We start from the raw sequence: 20,342 nt of genomic DNA, 5'->3' as shown, positions 1-20,342 counted from the left end.
CCTCCCGCTTTGGTGGCGCGACCCTATTTATTTTAGTCCACTTGGGCAATAATCATCGCATGACCGTCGCCGCCACCCGTCCCCGAGGTCGCCCGGCCCGCACCGCGCGGCCGGTCGAGGAGACCCGAAGCGCCATTCTGGACGCCGCGCTGAAGCTATTCTCCGAGCGCGGCTTCGAGGGCGCCGCCATGCGCGACATCGCGGGTCTGGCCGGCGTCGAGCACAGCCTGCTCCGCTACCACTATTCCGACAAGGCCACCCTTTGGCGCGCGGCGCTGGCCCGCCTGATCGTCGACATGAACGCCCACATGGCGGCCGGCTGGCGGACCACCAGGCGCCAACCGCCCCTGGACCGGTTCAAGACCACCTTGCGCGACTATGTCCGCTACTGCGCCCGGCATCCCGAGCACGCCCGCATCATGGTGCAAGAGGCCATGGGCGAGTCTGACCGCGTGGCGTGGATCGCAGACAACATCGTCGGCCCCCAGCACCGCAGCATGGCCAAACTGCTGCAGACCTTGATGGACCAGGGCCACCTACCCAAGGTGTCCGTTCGAAGTCTGATCTACATGCTCGCGGCCGCCGCCCAGTCGCCCTTCACCCTGGCCGGCGAGGTGCGCCATGCCTATGGCGTCGACATGTCGGATGAGGCCGAGATCGAGCGGCACGCGGACGCCCTGATCGCGCTGTTGATCCGGGACTAAAGCATCATGCAGGCGCCCGAACGTGCGCGCCGGCTCCATGCCTGCCGGAATCAAGAAAATCTGTCGCCACATCATCGCCAAGCCGGCGCTGGTCCATGGTTAAGCTTGATATTCTGTCGCGGCGTTCGGTAAACCATAGGTATGCCTGAAGACATGCACGGCATGGACCGCCGCCGCCTGCTCTCCCGTCTCGGCGGGGATTTCCAGCTCGACGCCGCGCGGCGCGTGGCCCGCTCGATGAGCCGGGACGTCGCCACCGTCCTGGTCTTCCTCGAAATCAACCGGGCCAATGTCGCCGCCCTGACCGCCTCACGGGAGCCCATCGCCGAGCCCCATGCCGGCGTGCCCGGCCTTCCCCCCGACCATATGCGGGAGCCGGTCAGTATCTATTTGGCGGCCCGCAACCTGGGCATGCCCTACGAGACCGCGCGGCGGCATGTGAAGAAGCTGACCCAGATTGACCTGTGCGAGACCGTCCCCGGCGGGGTGATCATCCCCGCCCGTGCCTTCCTCGATCCCCAGCTGATGGCCGTGGCGGCCGAGAATTGGGCCGCCACGGTCGAGTTCGTGCAGGCGGCGGGCCGGCTGGGGGTCTCCGCCTCCGGCCTGCGCCAACCCGCGAGCCCCGACCAGTTCCGGCAGGTCAATCGCGCCGTGAGCGCCTACTGTCTGGAGACCGCTTGCCACATGTCCCGGGTCATGGATTTGGAACCCTTAGCGGTGCTGATCCTGCGAGCGGTCAACCTCGCCAATGTGCGGCACGTGACCCAGAATCCCGACGCCACCCTGGCTCATGCAGGCCTGGCCGACATCCTGCCCGACGCCGAACGGCGCCCGATCAGCGTCTACGGCCTGGCGAAGTATCTGATGCTGCCTTACGAGACCGTGCGTCGCAGCCTGCTGCAGTTGGAGGCCAAGGGCCTGGTGCGGCGCGACGAAGGCGGCCTGATCGTGCCCGCCGAGGTGGTGGCCCGCCCCGCCGTGGTCGCCGGCATCGCGGAGCTGGTGGCCGTCACCGAGATCCTGCTGTCGGACCTCGCCGCTGCGGGCCTGGCCTACCAGCCGGAAAGCTAGAGCGTTTCTGATCCATGTGAAACGGTCGGCGGCTCGAGCAGCTAGGCTCCCTCCCGGCTGACGTCGCGGCGGCGCATCCACTCCAGGACGATCCAGGCGCCGAAGGCCCAGGTGGCGCCGAGACTCCAGCCGGCCAGCACGTCGCTCGGCCAGTGCACGCCCAGAAAGACCCGGCTGAACCCCACGCCGACGGTGATCAGAAGGGCCAGGACATAGATCAGGATCTTGGAATTGGGCCGCTTCTCGACGCTGGCGATCAGGGTGGCCAGGGTCAGGAACACCGCTGCGGCGAGGGCCGAGTGCCCGCTGGGGAAGCTCTGGGTGTAGACGAAGCTCCCGTGCGGCACGAGGCTCGGTCGCGGGCGGTCGTAGAAGGTTTTCAGCAGCTCGCTCGACATCTGCGCCGCCAGCACCGTGCCGGCCAGAATCCACGCCTGCCGCCGCTTGCCGTGGAAGCTGAACAGCAGCACCGCGACGATGGTGGCGATGGTCAGGAAGGTGAAGCCGCCCAGGGCGGTGATGTCGCGCATCGCCTCCTCGACCCAACGTGGGCCGATGGGGTCGCTCAGATCGCTCGGCTGGCGCAGCATCAGCAGCAGTTGCTGATCGACGATGTCGGTGTCGCCCTCCGTCACCTCGCTGGCGATGTTGAAGAATCCCCAGATCGCCGCAGCGCCGGCCAGCCAGATCAAGAGGGCGCGGGTTTCGATCCGCTGGAGGATCGGCTTGCGGAGGGGCGGCGCGTCAGGCGTTGTCATGGCTCCATGAACGCGCAGCTTCGCCGTTGGATCAGACCAGTTCCTCGAAGGCGTCCACCAGCCGTTCCATCTGGGCCATGCCGGCGGTCCAGAACGCCTTCTCCCGCGGATTGAGGCCGAAGGGCCGCAAGGCCTCGACATAGGTCCGGGTGCCGCCGGCCGCCAGCAGATCCTCGTACAGCGGTGCGAAAGCGGCCGGATCCTCGCGGCGCTTCTCCATCAGGCCGCGCACCAGCAGATCCCCGAAGGCGTAGGCGTAGACATAGAAGGGCGCGTGGGCGAAGTGGCTGACATAGGCCCAATAGTGCTCGTAACCCTTGTTGAGCTTGATGGCCGGACCCAGGCTCTCGCCCATGGTCTCCAGCCAAATCGCGCCGATCTGCTCGGCCGAGAGCTCACCCTCAAGGCGGGCCGCGTGGAACCTAGTCTCGAAGCGGTGGAAGGCGATCTGGCGCACCACGGTGTTGATTCCGTCCTCGATCTGTCCGGCCAGCAATCCCAGCCGCTCGGCCTTGGAGGCGCCGGCCAGCAGCCGCTCGAACACCAGGCCCTCACCAAAGATCGAGGCGGTTTCGGCCAGCGTCAGCGGGGTGTCGGCCAGCAGGGTGCCCAGGGGCTGGCACAGGGTCTGGTGCACGGCATGCCCCAGCTCGTGGGCCAGGGTGAGCACGTCGCGGCGCTCGCCCATATAGTTCATGAACACGTAGGGGTGGCGCTCAGCGGTCACCGGATGGCTATAGGCGCCCGACTGCTTGCCAGCGCGGGGCCGGGCGTCAATCCAGGGTTGATCGAAGAAGGTCTTGGCGGTGTCGGCGAACTTGGGCGCCAGGTCGGCGAAGCTTTCCAGCACCATCCCTTGCGCCTGCTTCCAGTCATAGGCGCGCGGCTGGGCCGTATCGAGCGGCGCATTGCGGTCCCAGTAGTCGAGCGTCTTGCGGCCCATCAACTTGGCCTTCAAGGCGTAGTAGCGGTGGCTGACCCGCGGATAGGCCTCCACCACCGCGGCCTCAAGGGCCTCGACGGCGTCGGCGTCCACCTCGTTGGCGATGTGTCGGCTGGCGGCCGGCGTCGGATACTTCCGCCAGCGGTCCTCCACCTGCTTCTCGAAGGCCAGCGTGTTCATGGAGAGCGCCAATTCCGGCGTGCGCGCCTCCAGGGCGTTGGCTAACCCTTGCGCGGCCGCCTTGCGACGGGTCGCGTCAGGGTCCGACAGGCGGTTTAGCACCTCGGGCAGGCTGAGGTTCTCCTTGCCCACCTTGGCGGTCAGTCGGGCCAGGGTCTCGTCGTACAGGCGCACCCAATTGGCCACCGCCGGGGAACGGTCGATCAGCAGGCGCTCCAGGTCCGGCGACAGCTCGTGCGGCCGTGACAGGCGCACCCGACGCATCCATGAGCGCCAGCGGGCGGCCGGCGGATGGGCCTTGAAGGCCATCTCGATCTCGTTGTCCTCGAGCTGGTTGAGCTCCAGGGTGAAGAACAGGCTCTCGGCCCCGATCTGCGAGGACCGGGTGCGCAGGTCGCCCTCGAACTTGGCCCAGGCCGGATCGTCCTTGGCCACCGACGAGGCCAGGCCGGCATAGGCCCCCACGGCCCACAGGCCATTCACCGCGGTCTCATAGAGCCCGATCCCGTGGTCCAGCAGCTCGCCCAGGTGCAGGGGATCGCTCCGCAGCGCCACGAACCGGCCCTTCAGCTTCACCAGCTCATCGTTGGCGGCCTTGGCGGCGGCCAGATCGGCTTCGATCTTCGGGTCGTCGCGACCGGCATAGAGGTCGGAGAGCTGCCACTCGGGCAGGGCGTCAAGTTTCACGGGCGCGTTCATGGGAAAGGGTTTAGCGCGGGGCCTGCGGCGGGACTAGGGCGCGATCGAGACGGCGTGGTCCACGGGCGCCCGGATCGTGCAGACGAGCCCCTCGGCGGCGAAACGCAAGGTGACCTCGCCCCGCAGTTCCGCCGCCAGGCCACGCTCCAGCAGGCGCGAGCCGAACCCCCGTTGCGCGGGCTCGGTGACCGGCGGGCCGCCGGCTTCTGTCCAGGTGAGCCGCAGGTCATCACCGACCACCTCCCAGTCGAGGGTCACCCGTCCTTCCTGACGGCTCAGCGCCCCGTACTTCAAGGCGTTGGTGCCCAGTTCGTGGAAAGCCATCGAAAGCGCCAACGCCATGTTGGGCTCCAGCCGGATGCGCGGCCCGCCCATCGCGATCCCGTCGCGGGCGCCGGTGAGCGGGTCGAGAACGCCGTGCGCCACCTCGGCGACCCCGGCCCCATCCCACTGCTCGCGCGTCAGGATGTCGTGGGCGGCGGCCAGGGCGGTGATGCGGCTCAGAAAGGCCTCCCGCGCCTGCGCCGTGCTCTCCGCGCCCCGTAGAGTCTGGACGGCGATGGACTGCACCGTCGCCAGATTGTTCTTCACCCGGTGATTCAGCTCCAGCACCATCAGCTTCAGGTGATCCTCGGCCACCTGCTGCTCGTGGATGTCCTCGGTGCTGCCGTACCAGCGCACGATCTCTCCGCCGGCGTTTCGCCGGGGATAGGCCCGCGAGCGAATCCAGCGATACTCCCCATCCAGCCGCCGGACCCGGTGGACGATGTCGTAGGGTGCGCCAGTCGCCACCGAGGCGCCCCAGACCTCGAAGGTTCGCGCCACGTCGTCGGGGTGCAGCCCCTCAGCATAGGCCGAGCCCAGGCCCGACGTCCCCGTCCATTCACGCCAACGAGGGGCGACGCGGTCCAGCTGTCCGTCAGGGCTGGCGGTCCAGGCCACTTGCGGGTTTAGCTCTGCGGCGTAGCGGTAGTCTTCCTCGCTCTCCCGCACAGCCTGCTGGGCACGGTGGGTCTCGGTCACGTCGTGGCCTTCGCAGAAGATGCCGATCACCTTGCCGGCGGGATCGGTCATCGGCTCGTAGATGAAGTCCAGGATCCGATCTTCCTCGGGCCCGTCAGGGGTCGCCCGCAGACGGATCTCCGCTCCGTGGGCGATGTGACGCCGCCCGCTCGCATAGACCTGGTCCAAGAGTTCGAAAAAACCCTGTCCCTCGAGGTCCGGGAAACAGTCGCGCACCGAGCGGCCTACATAGTTCCGGGGCCCGAACAGCCGCTCATAGGCGTTGTTGACGAAATTGAAGACGTGTTCGGGCGCCTGCAGGGTGCAGATGAAGCCCGGCGCCTGCTCGAACATCCGCCGCTGACGATCGGTCTCGGCCGCCTCCCGCCGCTGAGCCAGAATGCGGTCGGTCGTCTCATGGCAGGCGCAGAACATGCCGGCCACCGCGCCGCTCTCGTCCCGCACAGGCGAGTAGGAAAAGGTGAACCAGGTGTCTTCGTCGAAGCCCCGACGGCGCATGCGCAGCGGCAGGTCGTCCCGGTAGCTGGCCTCGCCAGCCATGGCCGCATCGATCAGGGGTGAGATGTCGGGCCAGATCTCCGACCAGATGTCGAAGAAGGGGGCTCCAAGAGCCGCTGGATGCTTGGCGCCCAGCACCTCGGCGTAGGCGTCGTTGTAGAGGAATCCGAGTTCCGGCCCCCAGGCGACGAACATCGGGAACTTGGAGCCCAACAGCAGGCCCACCACGGAGCGCAGCGATTGCGGCCAGGTCTGCGGACTCCCCAGGGGCGAGCTTGACCAATCGCGGTCACGCATGAGGGCCCCCAATTCGCCGCCGCCGGTGAGGAAACCGTCCGCCTCGTCCATCCCGGCGCCTCTTGCCCGAAGAAAACCAATCCAGACCGGAGTCTCAGGGGACCCTGGCGGAGACGTGGAATGCATGGGAGGGACCGGCGTTCCGAGGCTCTGTCGCGTGATCCACCCTGGCGAGACACTCGAATTGCGCCAAGTCTTCAGCGCGAGTTTTCAAATAGCCATGCAGAAGGGGGGCAAACCCTCCCGTGCGTCGGAAACCGACCGTAGTCGAGCTTGTCCCGACACTTACCTGCTCATGTCGCGATGTTTAGCTGGAGGTGGACTGGCTTTCCTGCCACTGAAATCAGGTCTTCGCGCCCTGCACGCTCGCGCACGGCCGGCCCCCTCATCGGAACAATCGGTTGGGAACGCACGAACCGCTATCGCTCAGCGCATTGGCGGCCAGCTTCTTCGACGCCAGCACCGACTGCGTGAAGGTGGCCAGCCTCGAGGGCGACCTGCTGGCGATGAACGCCAATGGCGTCTGCCTGATGGAGATCGAGGATTTCGAGGACTTTCGCGGCCGGCCTTGGGCCGGCTTCTGGCCGCCCGCCGCGCAACACCTGATCCAGAACGCCCTCGCCGAGGCCTGCGCCGGGCGCGGCTCGCGGTTCACCGCCGATTGCCCAACCGCGGCAGGCACGCCGAAGTCCTGGGAGGTCGTGGTCTGGCCCGTCCTGGACGAGCTGGGCCGCCCGGCGCAGGTCATTTCCATCTCCCGCGACGTGACCGCGCAACAGCGGGCAGAACAGCAGCGTCAGCTCTTCACCCATGAGCTGGCCCATCGGATGAAAAACACCTTCGCCGTGGTGGACGGGATCATCGCCCTGTCCTCACGCTCGGCGGGCGAAGCCAGGACGGTCCTCGACTCCCTGCGCCAGCGCCTGCTGGGCCTGGGCCGCGCGGTCGCCTACATGGCGCCGCCGGAGTTCACCAGCCTGGAGGTTACGGCCGAACGCTCGGTACATGGCCTCCTGCAGGTGCTGCTGGGCCCCTACGGCGGACTCAAAGGCGCGGAGCGCCAGATTTTCCTGACCGGGGACGACATGGCGGTCGGCCCCGACAGCACCACCACCCTCGCCCTCATCTTTAACGAACTCGCCACCAACGCCCTCAAGTACGGCGCCCTGACCTCCCCGGAGGGCCGGGTGGACCTGCACCTGGAAGCCGATGCCGAGACGCTTCGGATGTCCTGGACCGAGCTCATGCCGGCGGGAAGCGTCATCGCGGACGCCGCGGGCAAGCGGGGCTTCGGCGCCGCCTTGCTGGAACGCGCCGTGGTCAACCAGCTTGGGGGAACCTTCGAGCGCGTCCTGCGGCCAGGCGGTATCCGGGTGGTCATGAGCGCGCCTCGAGCGGCCATCGCCGTCTAGGACGGAGAGCGCTCCGGATACCCCTCGAACTGCTTGGCGCCGTCGCAGATCTCGTACCAGGCGGGCTTCTCGGCCACGAACTCGTGGAACCGGTTACGGACGCCGGGATCGCCATCGAGGCAGTTGGCCGAGATCGGGAACGAGTCCGCCGGCGACAGGGGTTCGCCCAACGCCGTGCCGCAGCCGCGGCAGAAGGACCGGGCGAACTGATAGGGCGGAGCGGGTTCGTAGGTGGCGACCATGTCCTGCCCCCCGACCCATCGGAACGTAGCCCGGTCAACGAAGACGAAGGTGCTGGCGCCCGCCTTCCGGCACCGCGTGCAATGGCAGGTGGCCATCATGGTGGGCGGCGCCGCCAGTTCGAACCGCACCGCGCCGCAGCAGCAGCTTCCCGCGATCATGTCTCGTCTCCTTCAAGCCGGCGCTCCCTCGCGCTCCCCACATCTGCCATAGGCTGCTGACGCGGAGCGTCAGCATGGAGCAGGCTCGCGATGATCGCCGCCCAAGGCCAGGCAACCAACTTGACTCGAAAGGTTGATATCAACACAAGTTTGGCCGTGACCTCGACCGTCTCCCGAGACACCAGCCTTCTCGTCCGCGACACCTGCCTGTGCCTGCACGCGCAGCGGGCGGCTCGCGCCCTGGCGCGACGCTTCGACGGGGCGCTTCGGCCGGTTGGGCTGACCAACGGCCAGTTCTCGTTGCTCAACGCCCTCAACGGAAGCCGGCCTGCGCCGATGAGCCTGGTGGCGGCCACCCTCGGCGCCGATCGCACCACCCTCACCGCCGCCTTGAAGCCCCTGGTCCGCGAGGGCCTGGCCGAGATCAGCGTCGATCCGGAAGACCATCGCGCCCGCCGCGTGGGCCTTACCGCCGCCGGCCAGGAGCGTCTCGCCGCCGCCCTGCCGCTGTGGGCCGCGGTCCATGCCGCGCTGGAAACCGAGCTCGCCGACCCCGACCGGGCGCGGCGTGACCTGCTCACCCTGTCGGCGCTCCCCGCACCGGCCGCCCCCGTCTCGACGACTGAAGGACCTAGCCGATGACCATCCAGTTCACCGCCTTCCGCTGGGTCCCGCCCTTCGCCCAGGGCTGGGTCCGCGACCTGCGCATCCGCTGGGCCCTAGAGGAGGCGGGCCTGCCCTATGAGGTGGTGCTGATCGACAACGCCACCGCGAACTACCGCGACTGGCAGCCCTTCGGTCAGGTGCCGGCCTATCGCGACGGCGAGGTGGAGATGTTCGAGTCCGGCGCCATCGTGCTGCGCTTGGCCGCCAAGTCCGAGGCCCTGGCGCCCCAGGGCGAGGCGGGCCTGGCCCGGGTCAGCACCTGGATCTTCGCGGCGCTCAACTCCATCGAACCTCAGGTCCAGAACCTTGTGCAACTGGACAGCTTCTATGTCGGGGAGGCCTGGACGGCCGGGCGCCGGCCCTCGGCCCAGGCCAATCTCGACGCCCGCCTGACCTCGCTCAGCAAGGCGCTGGGCGACAAGGACTACCTGGAAACCCGGTTCACCGCTGGCGACATCCTGATGGCGACGGTTCTGCGTGAACTGGAAGAATGTGGGGCGCTGAAGAAATTCCCCAACCTCGACGCCTACCGCGCCCGCTGCCTGGCCCGGCCCGCCTTCGCCAAGGCGCTGGAGGACCAGCTGAGGACCTTCCGCGAGAACGAGCCGGCTTCCGCCTAGCGCGAGAGGCGGGTGTAGGCGGCCAGCGCCGCGGCGCGGGCCGGCGAAATTTCGGTCTCGGCGGCCGGCACAGAAGGCGACGCGCCCGCAAGAAGCGCCTTGGCCTCGGCCGACAGGCTGACCGTGTCGGCCTTGCGCGGCTGGGCGGCGTCGAAGTCGGCCTGCAAGCGCACTCGGTATTCAGCGGGCGAGCCGAAGGCGGGGGCGCCGGCCTCATCCACCTGCAGCCCGGCCACGATCTGCTGATCGCCCGCAGACAGGCTGTCGAAGGCGGTGAGCAGCTTGGCCTGCGGTTCCGGCGGAGCGGCGTGGGGGCCGGCCCAGGCGGCCCGGGTGAAGGCATTCAAGGTCGACTGCACCCGCTGGCCGAAGGGAGACTCCGTGAGCGCCCGGGCGAGCCCCTGGCGTTCCCCGGAGGGCGCGGCGCGCCAGCGGCTGGCCAAGTCCTGATAGGCGCCAAGCTGCTGGTCGAGACTCAGCGCCCCGCTGCGATCGTGCAGCACCATGGCCGCGGCGGCGACGGTGTCTGGCAGGACGGGCGGCGGGCCCGCGATGGTGTTGGCGATCTGCATTGAACCCCCGCAATGCCCCGCCCCCGCTGAATGCTGCGTGAATGAACGCCCCTAAGAGGCCGTTCACCACGCGCTCAGTAGATCGACGGCAGGCTCACGGTCAGGGTCCCCACGGGGGACCGCCGCCGTGGCGGTCCCCCGTGACGGGCCTACTTGGCGCCCTGGACCTTGGCCGGCTCGGCGCCGGCCTGGGCGTTGCGGGCCTCGGTGAGGACATAGGCGCGGATGTCCTCGGCGTCCTTGGGAGTCAGGAAGCGGGCCAAGCCAGCCATGCCCCGGTCCTTGAGGGCGCCGTCGATGACCACTGACTTCCAGCTGTCGGGGGCCAGCAGCATCTGCGACTTCTTCAGGTCGGGCAGGTAGGCGCCCGAAGCGCTGGGCCCGTGGCAAACCTGGCAGTTGTTGTGGAAGAGCGCGAAGCCCGCCTTTGCGTCGCCGGTCGACGTGACGCCGGTAAGATCCAGGTTGGGGACCACCGGGATGTCGTAGGGTTTGGCCACGGCCTTGCCCCCCAGCTTGAACACCATCAGCCGGCCCGGCAGCCTCGGCCGCTCGCGCAGCACCACCGAGGCCGAGACCGGGGCTCCGCCGCCATAGCCCACCATCAAGGCCACATACTGCTCACCGTCGATCTCATAGGTGGAGGGGGCGGCGACCACGCCGTTCTCGGTCTTGTAGCTCCACAGCTTGGTCCCGTTGGCCGCGTCATAGGCCACGAACTCGCCCAGGCCGTTGCCCTGGAACACGAGTCCGCCCGCCGTCGACATCACGCCGGCGTTCCAGAAATATGGGTGCTCCACGGTCCAGCGGGCCTTTTGCGCCACGGGGTCCCAGGCGACGAGTTGGCCTTTGAACATCGCCTTCAGACCCGCAAGCTGGGCCTTGTCGTTGGGCAGGGCGTTGGCGAGGAAGTCGCCGCCCAGGTTCCAGGCGCCCTGCCGGTGCTTGTAGTTGGGATCGTTGACATAGGCGAAGGGCAGGACCTGGGCCGGGATGTAGACGAGGCCGGTCTGCGGGCTGAACGACATCGGATGCCAGTTGTGGCCGCCCAGCGGGCCGGGGAACTGCAGAGAAGGCGCCTTCTCATAGCGCGCGCCAGGGGTTTCGATGGGCCGCCCCGTCTTGGGATCGACACCCGTGGCCCAGGTGATCTGCACATAGGGCTTGGCCGAGAGCAGCTCGCCGGTCGCCCGGTCCAGCACATAGAAGAAGCCGTTCTTGGGCGCCTGCATCAGCACCTTGCGTGGGGCGCCGGCCACGGTGATGTCGGCCAGGATGATGTGCTGGGTGGCCGTGTAGTCCCAGGTTTCGGCCGGGGTGGTCTGATAGTGCCAGACATAGGCGCCGGTGTCGGGCTTCAGGGCCAGGATCGAGGACAGGAAGATGTTGTCGCCCTTGCCGTCCGACCGCTTCAGGTGGTTCCACGGCGAACCATTGCCGACGCCGACATAGAGGATGTCCAGGGTCGGATCATAGGCCATGGAATCCCAGACCGTGCCGCCGCCCCCGGTCTTCTTCCAGCCGTCGCCGAACCAGGTGGCCGCGGCCTTCTCGGCCATCACCTTGTCGGAGGCCGCGCCATCGGGCTTGCCGTCGGGATTGGGGGTGGTGAAGAAACGCCAGGCCATCTTGCCGGTGGCTGCGTCATAGGCCGAGAGGTAGCCGCGCACCCCGTACTCGGCGCCGCCGTTGCCGATCAGCACCTTGTCCTTGATGATCCGCGGCGCGCCCGTGATCGTGTAGGGCTGGGAATTGTCGGTGGTCTGGACGCTCCAGACCGGCTTTCCGGTGGCGGCGTCGAGCGCGATCAGCCGGCCGTCGAGGGTGCCGAAATAGACCCGGCCCTTCCAGACCGCCACGCCGCGGTTGACCACGTCACAGCAGGCGTCGAAGGCCTTGGCGCCGTCGATCTTGGGGTCGAAGGCCCACTTCTGCTCGCCGGTCTTGGCGTCGAAGGCGTAGACCTTGGACCAGGCGGTGGTGGTGTACATGACGCCATCCACCACCACCGGCGTCGCCTCCTGGCCGCGATCGGTGTCGAACTCGTGGTACCAGGCCAGGCCGAGCGTCCCGACGTTCTTGGTGTCGATCCGGGTCAGCGGGCTGTGGCGCTGTTCGTCATAGGTCCGGCCGACGGACATCCAGTCGCCATTGGCTGACGCCGCAGTCAAACGCTTGGCGTCCACATCGCCGGGCTTGTTCTGTCCGCAGGCGGCGACAGCGGCGGCCAACGCCAAGACGATGGCGAGCTTGGAAAGCTTCATGATGTCCTCCCGACCGTGTCTTCCGGCCCTAGCGCTACTATGCGCGCAGGCATCGACGCCGCAACCGGTGACGTGACTTCAGACCGATTCACCGGGATCACCGGGAGCCGCGCCGTTAACGCCCGACTCAGGACTCCGAAACCCGTCCTTTACCCAAGGCCTGTATCAATCCGGGTCAACAAGAGGCCTCGTCCATGTGGCGGCGCCCGGTTCTGGTGGGTGTTTTCAAATGACCAAGACGGTCCTTGTCGTCGACGATGATCCGACGCAGCGCAGGCTGATCCAGGCGGTGCTGGAGCGCGAGGGCTTTGTCGCGGTCCACGCCGAGAACGGCGATCAGGCGATCGCCCGCCTGCAGTCGGGCGCGGCGACCGACCTGGTGCTGCTGGACCTGGTGATGCCCGGCATCACCGGCCAGGACACGCTGAAGGAGATGCGGGCCCGGGGTCACAACCTGCCCGTCATCGTCATCACGGCGACCGGCGGAATCGACACCGTGGTGGCCGCCATGCAGGCCGGCGCCTGCGACTTCTTCGTCAAGCCCGCCTCGCCCGAACGCATCATCGTCTCGATCCGCAACGCCCTGAACCTGGGCTCGCTGAAGAGCGAGGTGGAGCGGCTGAAGAAGCACGCCACCGGCCGCGCCAGCTTCGCCGACATGGTGGGCGACTCGCCGGCCATGACCATGGTCAAGCGGCTGGGCGAACGGGCGGCCAAGTCCTCCATCCCCATCCTGATCACCGGCGAGAGCGGGGTCGGCAAGGAAGTGATCGCGCGCGCCGTGCACGGCTCGTCGGACCGCGCCGGCAAGCCCTTCGTGGCGGTCAACTGCGGCGCCATCCCAGAGAACCTGATCGAGAGCATCCTGTTCGGTCACGAGAAGGGCAGCTTCACTGGCGCCACCGACAAGCACCTGGGCAAGTTCCAGGAGGCCAATGGCGGCACCCTGTTCCTGGACGAGGTGGGCGAGCTTCCCCTCGACATGCAGGTCAAGCTGCTGCGGGTCCTGCAGGAGGGCGAGGTGGACGCCATCGGCTCCAAGCGCTCGCTGAAGGTCGATGTCCGCATCGTCTCGGCCACCAACCGCGACCCCGCCCAGGCGGTGAAGGACGGCCAGTTCCGCGAGGACCTGTTCTATCGCCTGAACGTCTTCCCCATCGAGGCCCCGGCCCTGCGCGAACGGCGCGAGGACATCCCGGCCCTGGTGGAGCACTTCATCCGCCGCTTCAACATCGAGGAGGGCAAGTCGGTCACCGGCGCCTCGGCCGAGACGCTCGCCTTCCTCACGGCCTTCGACTGGCCGGGCAATGTCCGCCAGCTGGAGAACGCGGTCTATCGCGCCATTGTCCTGGCCGACTCCCCCTATCTGCAGCCCTACGATTTCCCAGCGATCTCCGGGGTCGCCGCCCCGCCGCCCGAGGCGGTGTCGCCGACCTCGCTGATGGCCGCCCCGCCGGTGCTGCCCACCGCCCAGCAATTGATGGCCGAGATGCCGACGGACGCGCCGGTGCGCATTCTCGACGGCCGCGGCCACCTGCGCACCCTGGAGGAGATCGAGCGCGACCTCATCCAGCTGGCCATCGAGATCTATGCGGGCCACATGAGCGAGGTCGCACGCCGGCTCGGCATCGGCCGCTCCACCCTCTATCGCAAGGTGCGCGAGCAGGGCCTGGAAGGGATCCTCGAGAAGGGTGAGAGCGACGACGCCACCGCGGCGGCGTGACGAGCGTCTTCGCGATCTCGGCCGCTTGAGGGGGCTACTCCGGCAGAGCGGGTCTCTTGGGCGCGGCGGGCATGGCGCCGCCCCACATGACGTGGAACCAGAGGGAAAGCGCGAAGGGCAAAGGCATGGCGGGAACTCCTGTCTCCCGTTCCTACGCATTCCGCGCGCCTGAGGTTCCTCGACCCGCGTTCGGCTAGTGGCCGCCCTCCACCCAGGGCAGGCCGGCGTTGCGGAAGGCCTCGGCCAGGGCGGCTTCCAGTTCGATGGCCTCCCAGCGCCGCAGGGGATTGAGGTGCTCCACCACCCCGGGAAGCAGGCGGACGCCGAAGCGGTTCACGTGGCGGCTCGCCTTGTAGCCGGTCTTGTGCTGGTCGAACCGGAGGTCGGGATCGCGCGAGGTCTCGCCCACATAGAAGCCCCAAGGCGGTGATCGCCGGCGATCCTCCAGCAGCACGATGTAGAGGGCGTGCCCGGCGCGCCTCTGCCGGTGGGTGACAGCCTTCAGGGTCAAGGCCGCCCGGCGGGCCCGGGCCACCAGGGCCGGGAGGGAGTCATCATCGATCACGGAGGTCAGTCGCCTTCGGGCTCGGGCTTGGCGGGCCCCCGCCGTTTGAAGCCGCCGCCACGCTTAGGTGGGAAGCGCGGCTCGCCCTTGGCCTTGGCGACGATCTCCTTCAGCTTGATGTGCTGCATCATCGAGAAGGCCTCGCCCGCGCCGCCCTTCTCGGGATCGGCGAAGGCGCGGCCATAGGTCTTAACTCGCTCGGTGACGGAGTCGAGGAATTCGCCCTCCCAGTCGGAGAGCTTGACGCCCGCCTTGTCGGCCGTGCGCTGGGCGCGCCTCAGGGCGTTCAGCGCGGCCCGCTGGGCCTGCGCCTTCCGGTCTGGTGGGCCGCGCTTCAAATCACTCCGAGCGCGGAAAGGTAGAGATCCAGGATCGCATCTTCTTCCTGGCGCTTGGCGGCGTCCTGCTTGCGGATGCGGATCACCTTGCGAAGGATCTTGACGTCGAAGCCGTTGCCCTTGGCCTCGGCGAAGACTTCCTTGATCTGCTCGGCGATCTCCGACTTCTCCTGCTCGAGGCGCTCGATGCGCTCGATGATGCTCTTCAGCTGGCCCTGGGCCGTCTGGTTCAGGATGTCGGCGTGGGAAGCGTCGTCGGCCATGGGAGCTCGCGGTAGGAGGCTGGAAAGCGGCGGACACTAGCGCCAGGGTCCAGCCCTGTCATCCGCCCTGAACCTTCACCGGGCGATCACATCGCGCAAGGGCGCCGGGCTGTGGAGCTGCGATTGGCCAATGTGGACGAGACGCCGAGCGCCCGCCATATCGGCGCCCAAGGCCGGCGTGATGATCAGCCCATGACGACACGCCTCACCTCCCGCAGGTCGCTCGCCGCCGGCCTGATCGCCACGGCCCTGGCCCCTGTCGCCGCCTGCAGCGAGACGCCGCCGGCCGCCTTGGCGCGGCCACGGCCCGGCCATCGGCCGGGGCTGGACGCGCTTCGCCTGGCCGAGGCCGATCGGCAAGCGGAGGCCCTGTCCCAGATGCGCGCCATGATCGTCGCGCGCGACGGAAAGATCGGGCTGGAGCGGGTCTATCGCGGGCCCGGCCTGGACAGTCCGGTCAATATCAAGTCGGCGTCCAAGACCGTGTTGGCCGCCATCGCCGGGGCGGCTGTGGCGCGCGGCGTCCTGCGCCTGGACCAGCCCATCGCGGCCATCCTGGGCGGCCGTGTTCCGGCTGGAGCCGATTCTCGTGTGCGCGCCATCACGGTGGAGCATCTGCTCAGCATGTCCGCCGGTCTTGAGCCCACCTCCGGCGCCAACTATGGCCGATGGGTGAGCAGCGACGATTGGGTGGGCTATGCCCTAAGCCGCCCCTTCGTGGACGAGCCTGGCGGCAGGATGCTGTACTCGACGGGGACGTCGCACATCCTGTCGGCGGTGCTGACCGCGGCCGCGGGGCGCAGCACCCTGGACCTGGCGCGAGCCTGGCTTGGCCAGCCTCTTGGGATCACCATTCCGCCGTGGACGCGAGATCCGAAGGGCATCTACTTCGGGGGCAACGAGATGGCCCTGTCGCCTCGCGCCCTGCTGCGGTTTGGGGAGCTCTATCGCAATGGCGGGCTTCAGGGGCAGGTGCGGGTGCTGCCCGCCACCTGGATCGCGCAGTCCTGGCGTTCACGCGGGGGCCGTTCGCCGTGGACGGGCTATACCTATGGCCTGGGCTGGTGGATCCGCCAGGCCTCGGGCCACGAGGTTTACTTCGCCTGGGGCTATGGCGGTCAGATGGTCTATGTGGTCCCGAGTCTCGCTCTGACCGTGGTCATGACCTCCGACCCCGCCGCCCGGGGCGCCACCGGCCACGTCCAGGCCCTGCACGCCCTCTTCGACCAGCACCTGATCACGGCGGCCGAGACCGGTCGGGCCACCTGAAGACTGTGATCCACGCGACCTGCGCCGTGCATCCAATTTCTGGTTCCACGGTTAAGCCTTGCGATGAAGCGGCGGCACTCGCCGCCTCGTCACCCTTGAATGGAGAACTTGATGCGCACTGCTCTGATCGTTTCCGCCGCCGTCGCCAGCCTCGCCCTGGCCGCCTGCTCGCAGAAGACCGAAAACCACGCCGCCGAAGCCGCCGACCAGGCCGGCGCGGCGACCGCCTCGGCGGCTGACGACACCGCGGCCAACGCCAGCGCCGCGGCGGCCTCGACCGCAGTGGCGATGGACAACGCCGCGGACAACACCGCCGCCGCCGCCGGCACGGCGGCCCGCAAGGCTGACGCGGCCGCCGACGCCGCCGCCAAAACTCAGTAAGCTAGAGGGCTGACCCCCAGGGCCAGCGCTCCGGGGGTCAGTTCCACCTAGTTCAAGCTCTTCTTCAGGGCGCTCATGGTGTCGTGGTCGGCCTTGATGTCGGCGAAGGCGCGGGTCACCACTTCACGCACGGTGGCCGGCAGCTCGTCATCGGCCAGCGCCTTTTCGTACTTCGCCTTGATGAAGTCCTCGCCGCGCTCGACTTCGTTGATGATGGCCTTTTCGTCGTGGCCCATGACGGCGGCCTTGAGGTCGACGAACATGTTGTGCGCCTTGCCGAGCACCGACTGATCGTCCTCGGGCTCGCCGCCGAAGGTGCGGACCTCCTGCTGCAGCTCGCCCGTGATCTTCATGCGCTTCAGCGAACGCTCACTGAACATGGTTTTGTATTGGGTGTCCTGCGAACTGTGGGCGGCCTCTTTGTAGCCGTTGGCGCTGTCGAGGGTGGTTTCGATCAGGCTGTTCAGAACCTTCACGGCGTGTTCGTGGGGGGTGCTCATGGGCGATCTCCTGAGGTGATGGGACCGCTGCACAACATCCGCCGGGACAGAGAGTTCCGGCCTAGAGAAGTCCCCGCGCCGCAAGCGCCGGCCGAAGAGCCGCCGGATCGGTGAAATGATGGGTGTCGATGCCGAAGGCTCGCGCGCTCTCCACATTGGCCAGGCTGTCGTCGACGAAGAATATGTCCTCCGGCGCCAGGCCGAAGCGCTCGCAGGTCAGGGCATAGATGCGCGGGTCGGGCTTGATCATGCCTTCGCGGCCTGAAACCACGATGTCGCGCAGTCGCTTGAAGGCCGGGCTCATGGCCATGGTGCCCTCGAAGGTCTCATCGGACATATTGGTCAGGCCGTACTGCGGGACGCCGGCGCTGTGCAGGGCCTCGATGGCGGCCTCGGTCTCGGGGATCGTCCCGGAGAACATGTCCCACCAGCGGGTCTCCCAGGCCTCGATCTGCTCGCGGTATTCCGGGAACTGGGCGACCAGGGGCGCGCGGTTCTCGGCGAAGGTGACGCCCAGATCGTGGTTCACGTGCCAGATCATCGTGCAGACCGACGACAAAAACCGGTCGCAAGCGACCGGCTCCGGGAATATCTGGGAGTAGAGCGTGCGCGGGCTCCAGCGCACGACCACATTACCAACGTCCCAGATGACCGCCTTCGGCATCTGGGACCCGCAGCCTTAGCCTTGCTTGGCTTTGAAGCGCGGGTTGGTCTTGTTGATGATGTAGACGACGCCCTTGCGGCGCACGAGCTTGCAGTCGCGGTGACGCGTCTTGAGCGACTTGAGCGAGCTTCGAACCTTCATGACCGTATCTTCTTAAAGACCAGGCTTGCGCCCGGGGATGTCTACAAGAGCCGGCGCGTATACGAGGCGCTGGCGCATGAGTCAACGTTCGGTCGGGCCTAGAGCTCGATCATGTCGAACTCGGGCTTGGCGGTCCCGCACAGCGGGCAAATCCAGCTGTCGGGGACATCCGACCAGCGGGTTCCCGGCGCCAGCCCCTCGCCGGGATCGCCGAACTCTTCCTCATAGATGTAGCCGCAGGTGCGGCACTGCCAGGTCTTGAAAGGCTCGGACACAGGCGGCCTCAATGTATCTTGAAACGGATCGGGACCGACTTGGGCCCGCAGACGAAGCTGCCCGCCATGTTGCGCGGCGTCCCGTCCAGTTCGACCGACTCCAGCCGCGCGAACAGCTCTTCCCAGAGGACCCGCATCTCCATCCGCGCCAGGTGCTGCCCCAGGCACACATGGGCGCCGTAGCCGAAGGCCACGTGCTTGTTGGGGGCGCGCTCGACGTCGAACTTGAAGGGGTCGGTGAACACCGCCTCGTCGCGGTTGCCCGACGGATAGGACAGCATCATCCAGTCGCCCTTCGCGATCTTCTGGCCCGCCAGCTCGGCGTCGGCGGTGGCCGTCCGCATGAAGTGCTTCACCGGCGTCACCCAGCGGATCGACTCCTCGATCAGGCCGGGGATCAGGGCCGGGTCGGCCTTGACCTTGGCGAACTGCTCGGGGTTCTCGGCAAGGGCCCACAGGCCGCCGGCGGTGGTGGAGGAGGTGGTGTCATGACCGGCGGTCGCGGCGATGATGTAGTAGCTCATGGCCTCAAGGTGGCCGAGCGGTTGCCCGTTGACCGTGCCGTTGGCGATCACGCTGGCCAGATCGTTGCGGGGATTGATCCGCCGATCCTCGGTGATGGCGTTGAAATAGAGCATGAAGTCCATCACCACCGACTGGATGGTGTCGACGCCCTGATCGGTGGTCTGATCCGCGCCGCCGCTGCGGCTGAGCTCGGGATCGGCGCTGCCGAACAGCTCCTGGGTGAGCTTCAGCATCCGGGGCTCGTCGGACTCCGGCACCCCGATCACCTCCATGATGACGTGCAAGGGGTAGAGGAAGGCTACGTCGCAGGCGAAGTCGCAGCGGTCGCCGTGCGCCGCCATGCGGTCGACGAAGCCTCGGGCGATCTCGCGGATCCGCGCCTCCAGGGGGCGCAGGCTCTGCGGCACGAAGGCACCCTGGGTCAGGCGCCGGTAGGCCATGTGGTCGGGGTTGTCCATCTGCACCAGGGAGCGGACCAGGTGCGGGCTGCCGCCCATCATCTCGCGCACCTTCTTGTCGGCCTCGATAGTGGTCAGGACAGTGGAACGGTCGCCGTTGTGGAACAGCTCGTTCTGGCGTTCGACCTCCAGGATGTCGGCGTGGCGTGTCACCACCCAGAAGGGATCGAACCCGTCGGGCTGGGCCTGCTCCAGAGGCGCCTCCCTGCGCAGCCAGGCGAAGGCGTCGTCCACCCGCTTGCCGTCCGCATAGGCGCGGGGGTCGATGATGGTCTGGGCGATATCGGACGGGATGGTCATGCGCGGTTCCAGCCTTGCCTGTCTTGGAGCGGCCACGGACAAGCCCGGCTCACTTGTTAGTTGTCCAACAACTTTCTAGAGTCTGCGATATGGTCTCGACATTGACAAAGGTCAAAGCGCGCCGGAGCCAGGCGCAGCGACGCGACGAATCCGAACGCCGGCTGCTGGCCGCCGCCGCCGAGCTGGTGGTGGAGCGCGGCATGGGCGCGGCCACCTTCGAGAACATCGGCGCCCGCGCTGGCTACAGCCGCGGCCTGGTCACCCAGAGGTTCGGCTCCAAGCGGGGCTTGATCGAGGCCCTGATCGCCGATCTCCAGGGCCGCCTCGGAGGCTTGTTGGAGGACCGCCGCATCGACGAGCTGAACGGCCTCGAGGCGGTGCTGGCCTATGTCGACGTCTTCCTGTCCGCCCTGGACCGCGACGGCGAGCTTCGAGCCTATTTCGTGGTCCTGGCCGCCGCCGTGGCCGACGTCTCGGAGCTGCGCGCGCCCTTCGCCGCCGCCCACAAGCAGGTGGAGCAGGCCCTGCAGTCCTTCTTCCTGCGCGGCCAGGCCGAGGGCTCGGTGCGGGCCGGCGTCGACGCCGACGCTGCGGCCCTGATCACCGGCGCCCTGTTGTTTGGCCTGTCCATGCAGCTGCTGCTGGATCCCCTGATGGACCTCGCCTCGCTCCGCGAGACCAGTCTGATGACCCTTCGGCTCAGTTTCGCGGCCTGATCTCCTCCGCCCACGGCACGAGCCGCCGTTCGCCCTTGACGGGCTTGTGATTGAGGCTCGGGCCAGGGCCCGCTAAGTTGGGCCATGGATCGTCGCGTCTTCCTCGTCTTGCT

At 67.8% G+C, this 20,342-nt stretch carries 23 protein-coding genes; 9 read left to right on the top strand and 14 right to left on the bottom strand.

Annotated elements, in window-relative coordinates:
• Positions 1–59 precede the first annotated feature (59 nt).
• Both RMO97_RS09380 and RMO97_RS09375 read left to right on the top strand, forming a co-directional pair.
• Complete coding sequence (locus RMO97_RS09380; protein WP_310540579.1) at positions 60–704, top strand: TetR family transcriptional regulator; 645 nt, start codon at positions 60–62, stop codon at positions 702–704.
• A gap of 141 nt (positions 705–845) precedes the next feature.
• A complete protein-coding gene (locus RMO97_RS09375) occupies positions 846–1,778 on the top strand; it encodes a hypothetical protein (RefSeq protein ID WP_310540577.1) in 933 nt (310 codons plus the stop codon).
• 41 nt (positions 1,779–1,819) lie between these two features.
• On the opposite strand, the gene RMO97_RS09370 is transcribed toward RMO97_RS09375, so the two are convergent.
• From RMO97_RS09370 to RMO97_RS09360, 3 genes are read right to left on the bottom strand one after another with little or no spacing between them, the layout of a single operon-like run.
• Positions 1,820–2,536 (bottom strand): phosphatase PAP2 family protein, encoded by a 717-nt coding sequence (locus RMO97_RS09370; RefSeq protein ID WP_310540575.1) that lies wholly within the window; start codon positions 2,534–2,536, stop codon positions 1,820–1,822.
• 31 nt (positions 2,537–2,567) lie between these two features.
• The gene (locus RMO97_RS09365) at positions 2,568–4,358 is read right to left on the bottom strand and encodes a M3 family oligoendopeptidase (RefSeq protein ID WP_310540574.1); all 1,791 of its coding nucleotides are present in this window, start codon (positions 4,356–4,358) and stop codon (positions 2,568–2,570) included.
• Between the two features lie 33 nt (positions 4,359–4,391).
• A complete protein-coding gene (locus tag RMO97_RS09360; protein WP_310540571.1) occupies positions 4,392–6,227 on the bottom strand; it encodes a PAS domain-containing protein in 1,836 nt (611 codons plus the stop codon).
• Positions 6,228–6,577: 350 nt separating this feature from the next.
• Between RMO97_RS09360 and RMO97_RS09355 the strand changes: the two genes are divergently transcribed.
• Positions 6,578–7,588 carry a PAS domain-containing protein gene (locus tag RMO97_RS09355; protein WP_310540569.1) on the top strand — a complete coding sequence of 337 codons (1,011 nt, stop codon included), beginning with the start codon at positions 6,578–6,580 and terminating at the stop codon, positions 7,586–7,588.
• On the opposite strand, the gene RMO97_RS09350 is transcribed toward RMO97_RS09355, so the two are convergent.
• Positions 7,585–7,989 carry a GFA family protein gene (locus RMO97_RS09350; protein WP_310540567.1) on the bottom strand — a complete coding sequence of 135 codons (405 nt, stop codon included), beginning with the start codon at positions 7,987–7,989 and terminating at the stop codon, positions 7,585–7,587. The genes RMO97_RS09355 and RMO97_RS09350 overlap by 4 nt on opposite strands.
• 156 nt (positions 7,990–8,145) lie before the next feature.
• Here RMO97_RS09350 and RMO97_RS09345 point away from each other — a divergent pair, with 156 nt between their 5' ends.
• A complete protein-coding gene (locus RMO97_RS09345; protein ID WP_310540565.1) occupies positions 8,146–8,631 on the top strand; it encodes a MarR family winged helix-turn-helix transcriptional regulator in 486 nt (161 codons plus the stop codon).
• On the top strand, positions 8,628–9,275 hold the full coding sequence (locus tag RMO97_RS09340; protein ID WP_310540564.1) for a glutathione S-transferase family protein: 648 nt from the start codon (positions 8,628–8,630) through the stop codon (positions 9,273–9,275). Before RMO97_RS09345 ends, RMO97_RS09340 begins: the two co-directional genes overlap by 4 nt.
• On the opposite strand, the gene RMO97_RS09335 is transcribed toward RMO97_RS09340, so the two are convergent.
• Both RMO97_RS09335 and RMO97_RS09330 read right to left on the bottom strand, forming a co-directional pair.
• Positions 9,272–9,847, bottom strand: a complete 576-nt coding sequence (locus RMO97_RS09335; RefSeq protein WP_310540563.1) for a hypothetical protein — start codon at positions 9,845–9,847, stop codon at positions 9,272–9,274. The two genes, RMO97_RS09340 and RMO97_RS09335, sit on opposite strands and share 4 nt — an antisense overlap.
• 149 nt (positions 9,848–9,996) lie before the next feature.
• Positions 9,997–12,111: a PQQ-dependent dehydrogenase, methanol/ethanol family gene (locus RMO97_RS09330; RefSeq protein WP_310540561.1), complete on the bottom strand. Its 2,115-nt coding sequence runs from the start codon at positions 12,109–12,111 to the stop codon at positions 9,997–9,999.
• 229 nt (positions 12,112–12,340) lie between these two features.
• On the opposite strand from RMO97_RS09330, the gene RMO97_RS09325 reads away from it, so the two are divergent.
• Positions 12,341–13,834, top strand: a complete 1,494-nt coding sequence (locus RMO97_RS09325; RefSeq protein WP_310540560.1) for a sigma-54 dependent transcriptional regulator — start codon at positions 12,341–12,343, stop codon at positions 13,832–13,834.
• A 193-nt stretch (positions 13,835–14,027) separates the two neighbouring features.
• On the opposite strand, the gene RMO97_RS09320 is transcribed toward RMO97_RS09325, so the two are convergent.
• Genes RMO97_RS09320 through RMO97_RS09310 form a run of 3 tightly spaced genes read right to left on the bottom strand, consistent with a single transcriptional unit; the run spans position 14,028 to position 15,000 of the window.
• Positions 14,028–14,399: a hypothetical protein gene (locus RMO97_RS09320; protein ID WP_310540559.1), complete on the bottom strand. Its 372-nt coding sequence runs from the start codon at positions 14,397–14,399 to the stop codon at positions 14,028–14,030.
• Between the two features lie 5 nt (positions 14,400–14,404).
• Positions 14,405–14,737 (bottom strand): hypothetical protein, encoded by a 333-nt coding sequence (locus RMO97_RS09315; protein ID WP_310540558.1) that lies wholly within the window; start codon positions 14,735–14,737, stop codon positions 14,405–14,407.
• Positions 14,734–15,000, bottom strand: coding sequence for a DUF2312 domain-containing protein (locus RMO97_RS09310; protein ID WP_215338304.1), 267 nt, complete (start codon positions 14,998–15,000; stop codon positions 14,734–14,736). The genes RMO97_RS09315 and RMO97_RS09310 overlap by 4 nt, the downstream gene beginning before the upstream one ends.
• A 192-nt stretch (positions 15,001–15,192) precedes the next feature.
• Here RMO97_RS09310 and RMO97_RS09305 point away from each other — a divergent pair, with 192 nt between their 5' ends.
• A complete protein-coding gene (locus RMO97_RS09305) occupies positions 15,193–16,269 on the top strand; it encodes a serine hydrolase (protein WP_310540557.1) in 1,077 nt (358 codons plus the stop codon).
• A gap of 111 nt (positions 16,270–16,380) precedes the next feature.
• A complete protein-coding gene (locus RMO97_RS09300; RefSeq protein WP_310540555.1) occupies positions 16,381–16,650 on the top strand; it encodes a hypothetical protein in 270 nt (89 codons plus the stop codon).
• A gap of 47 nt (positions 16,651–16,697) precedes the next feature.
• Here the strand turns inward: RMO97_RS09300 and RMO97_RS09295 are convergent, their stop codons facing one another.
• The 5 genes from RMO97_RS09295 to RMO97_RS09275 form a co-directional block, all read right to left on the bottom strand.
• Complete coding sequence (locus tag RMO97_RS09295; protein ID WP_310540554.1) at positions 16,698–17,150, bottom strand: PA2169 family four-helix-bundle protein; 453 nt, start codon at positions 17,148–17,150, stop codon at positions 16,698–16,700.
• A 61-nt stretch (positions 17,151–17,211) separates the two neighbouring features.
• Positions 17,212–17,814, bottom strand: a complete 603-nt coding sequence (locus RMO97_RS09290) for an HAD family phosphatase (protein WP_310540553.1) — start codon at positions 17,812–17,814, stop codon at positions 17,212–17,214.
• 15 nt (positions 17,815–17,829) lie between these two features.
• Positions 17,830–17,955 (bottom strand): type B 50S ribosomal protein L36, encoded by a 126-nt coding sequence (gene ykgO, locus RMO97_RS09285; protein ID WP_111456358.1) that lies wholly within the window; start codon positions 17,953–17,955, stop codon positions 17,830–17,832.
• A gap of 98 nt (positions 17,956–18,053) precedes the next feature.
• Positions 18,054–18,230, bottom strand: a complete 177-nt coding sequence (locus tag RMO97_RS09280; protein WP_310540552.1) for a rubredoxin — start codon at positions 18,228–18,230, stop codon at positions 18,054–18,056.
• A gap of 8 nt (positions 18,231–18,238) precedes the next feature.
• A complete protein-coding gene (locus RMO97_RS09275) occupies positions 18,239–19,513 on the bottom strand; it encodes a cytochrome P450 (RefSeq protein WP_310540551.1) in 1,275 nt (424 codons plus the stop codon).
• A gap of 89 nt (positions 19,514–19,602) precedes the next feature.
• On the opposite strand from RMO97_RS09275, the gene RMO97_RS09270 reads away from it, so the two are divergent.
• Complete coding sequence (locus RMO97_RS09270) at positions 19,603–20,229, top strand: TetR/AcrR family transcriptional regulator (RefSeq protein WP_310540549.1); 627 nt, start codon at positions 19,603–19,605, stop codon at positions 20,227–20,229.
• The last annotated feature ends 113 nt before the right edge of the window (positions 20,230–20,342 follow it).

Origin of the sequence: Phenylobacterium sp., from assembly GCF_031425575.1 — a bacterium.
In the GTDB taxonomy this organism is placed as follows: domain Bacteria; phylum Pseudomonadota; class Alphaproteobacteria; order Caulobacterales; family Caulobacteraceae; genus Phenylobacterium.
The sequence above is the reverse complement of the archived record's forward strand: the minus strand, read 5'-3'. Positions and strand labels throughout refer to the sequence as shown.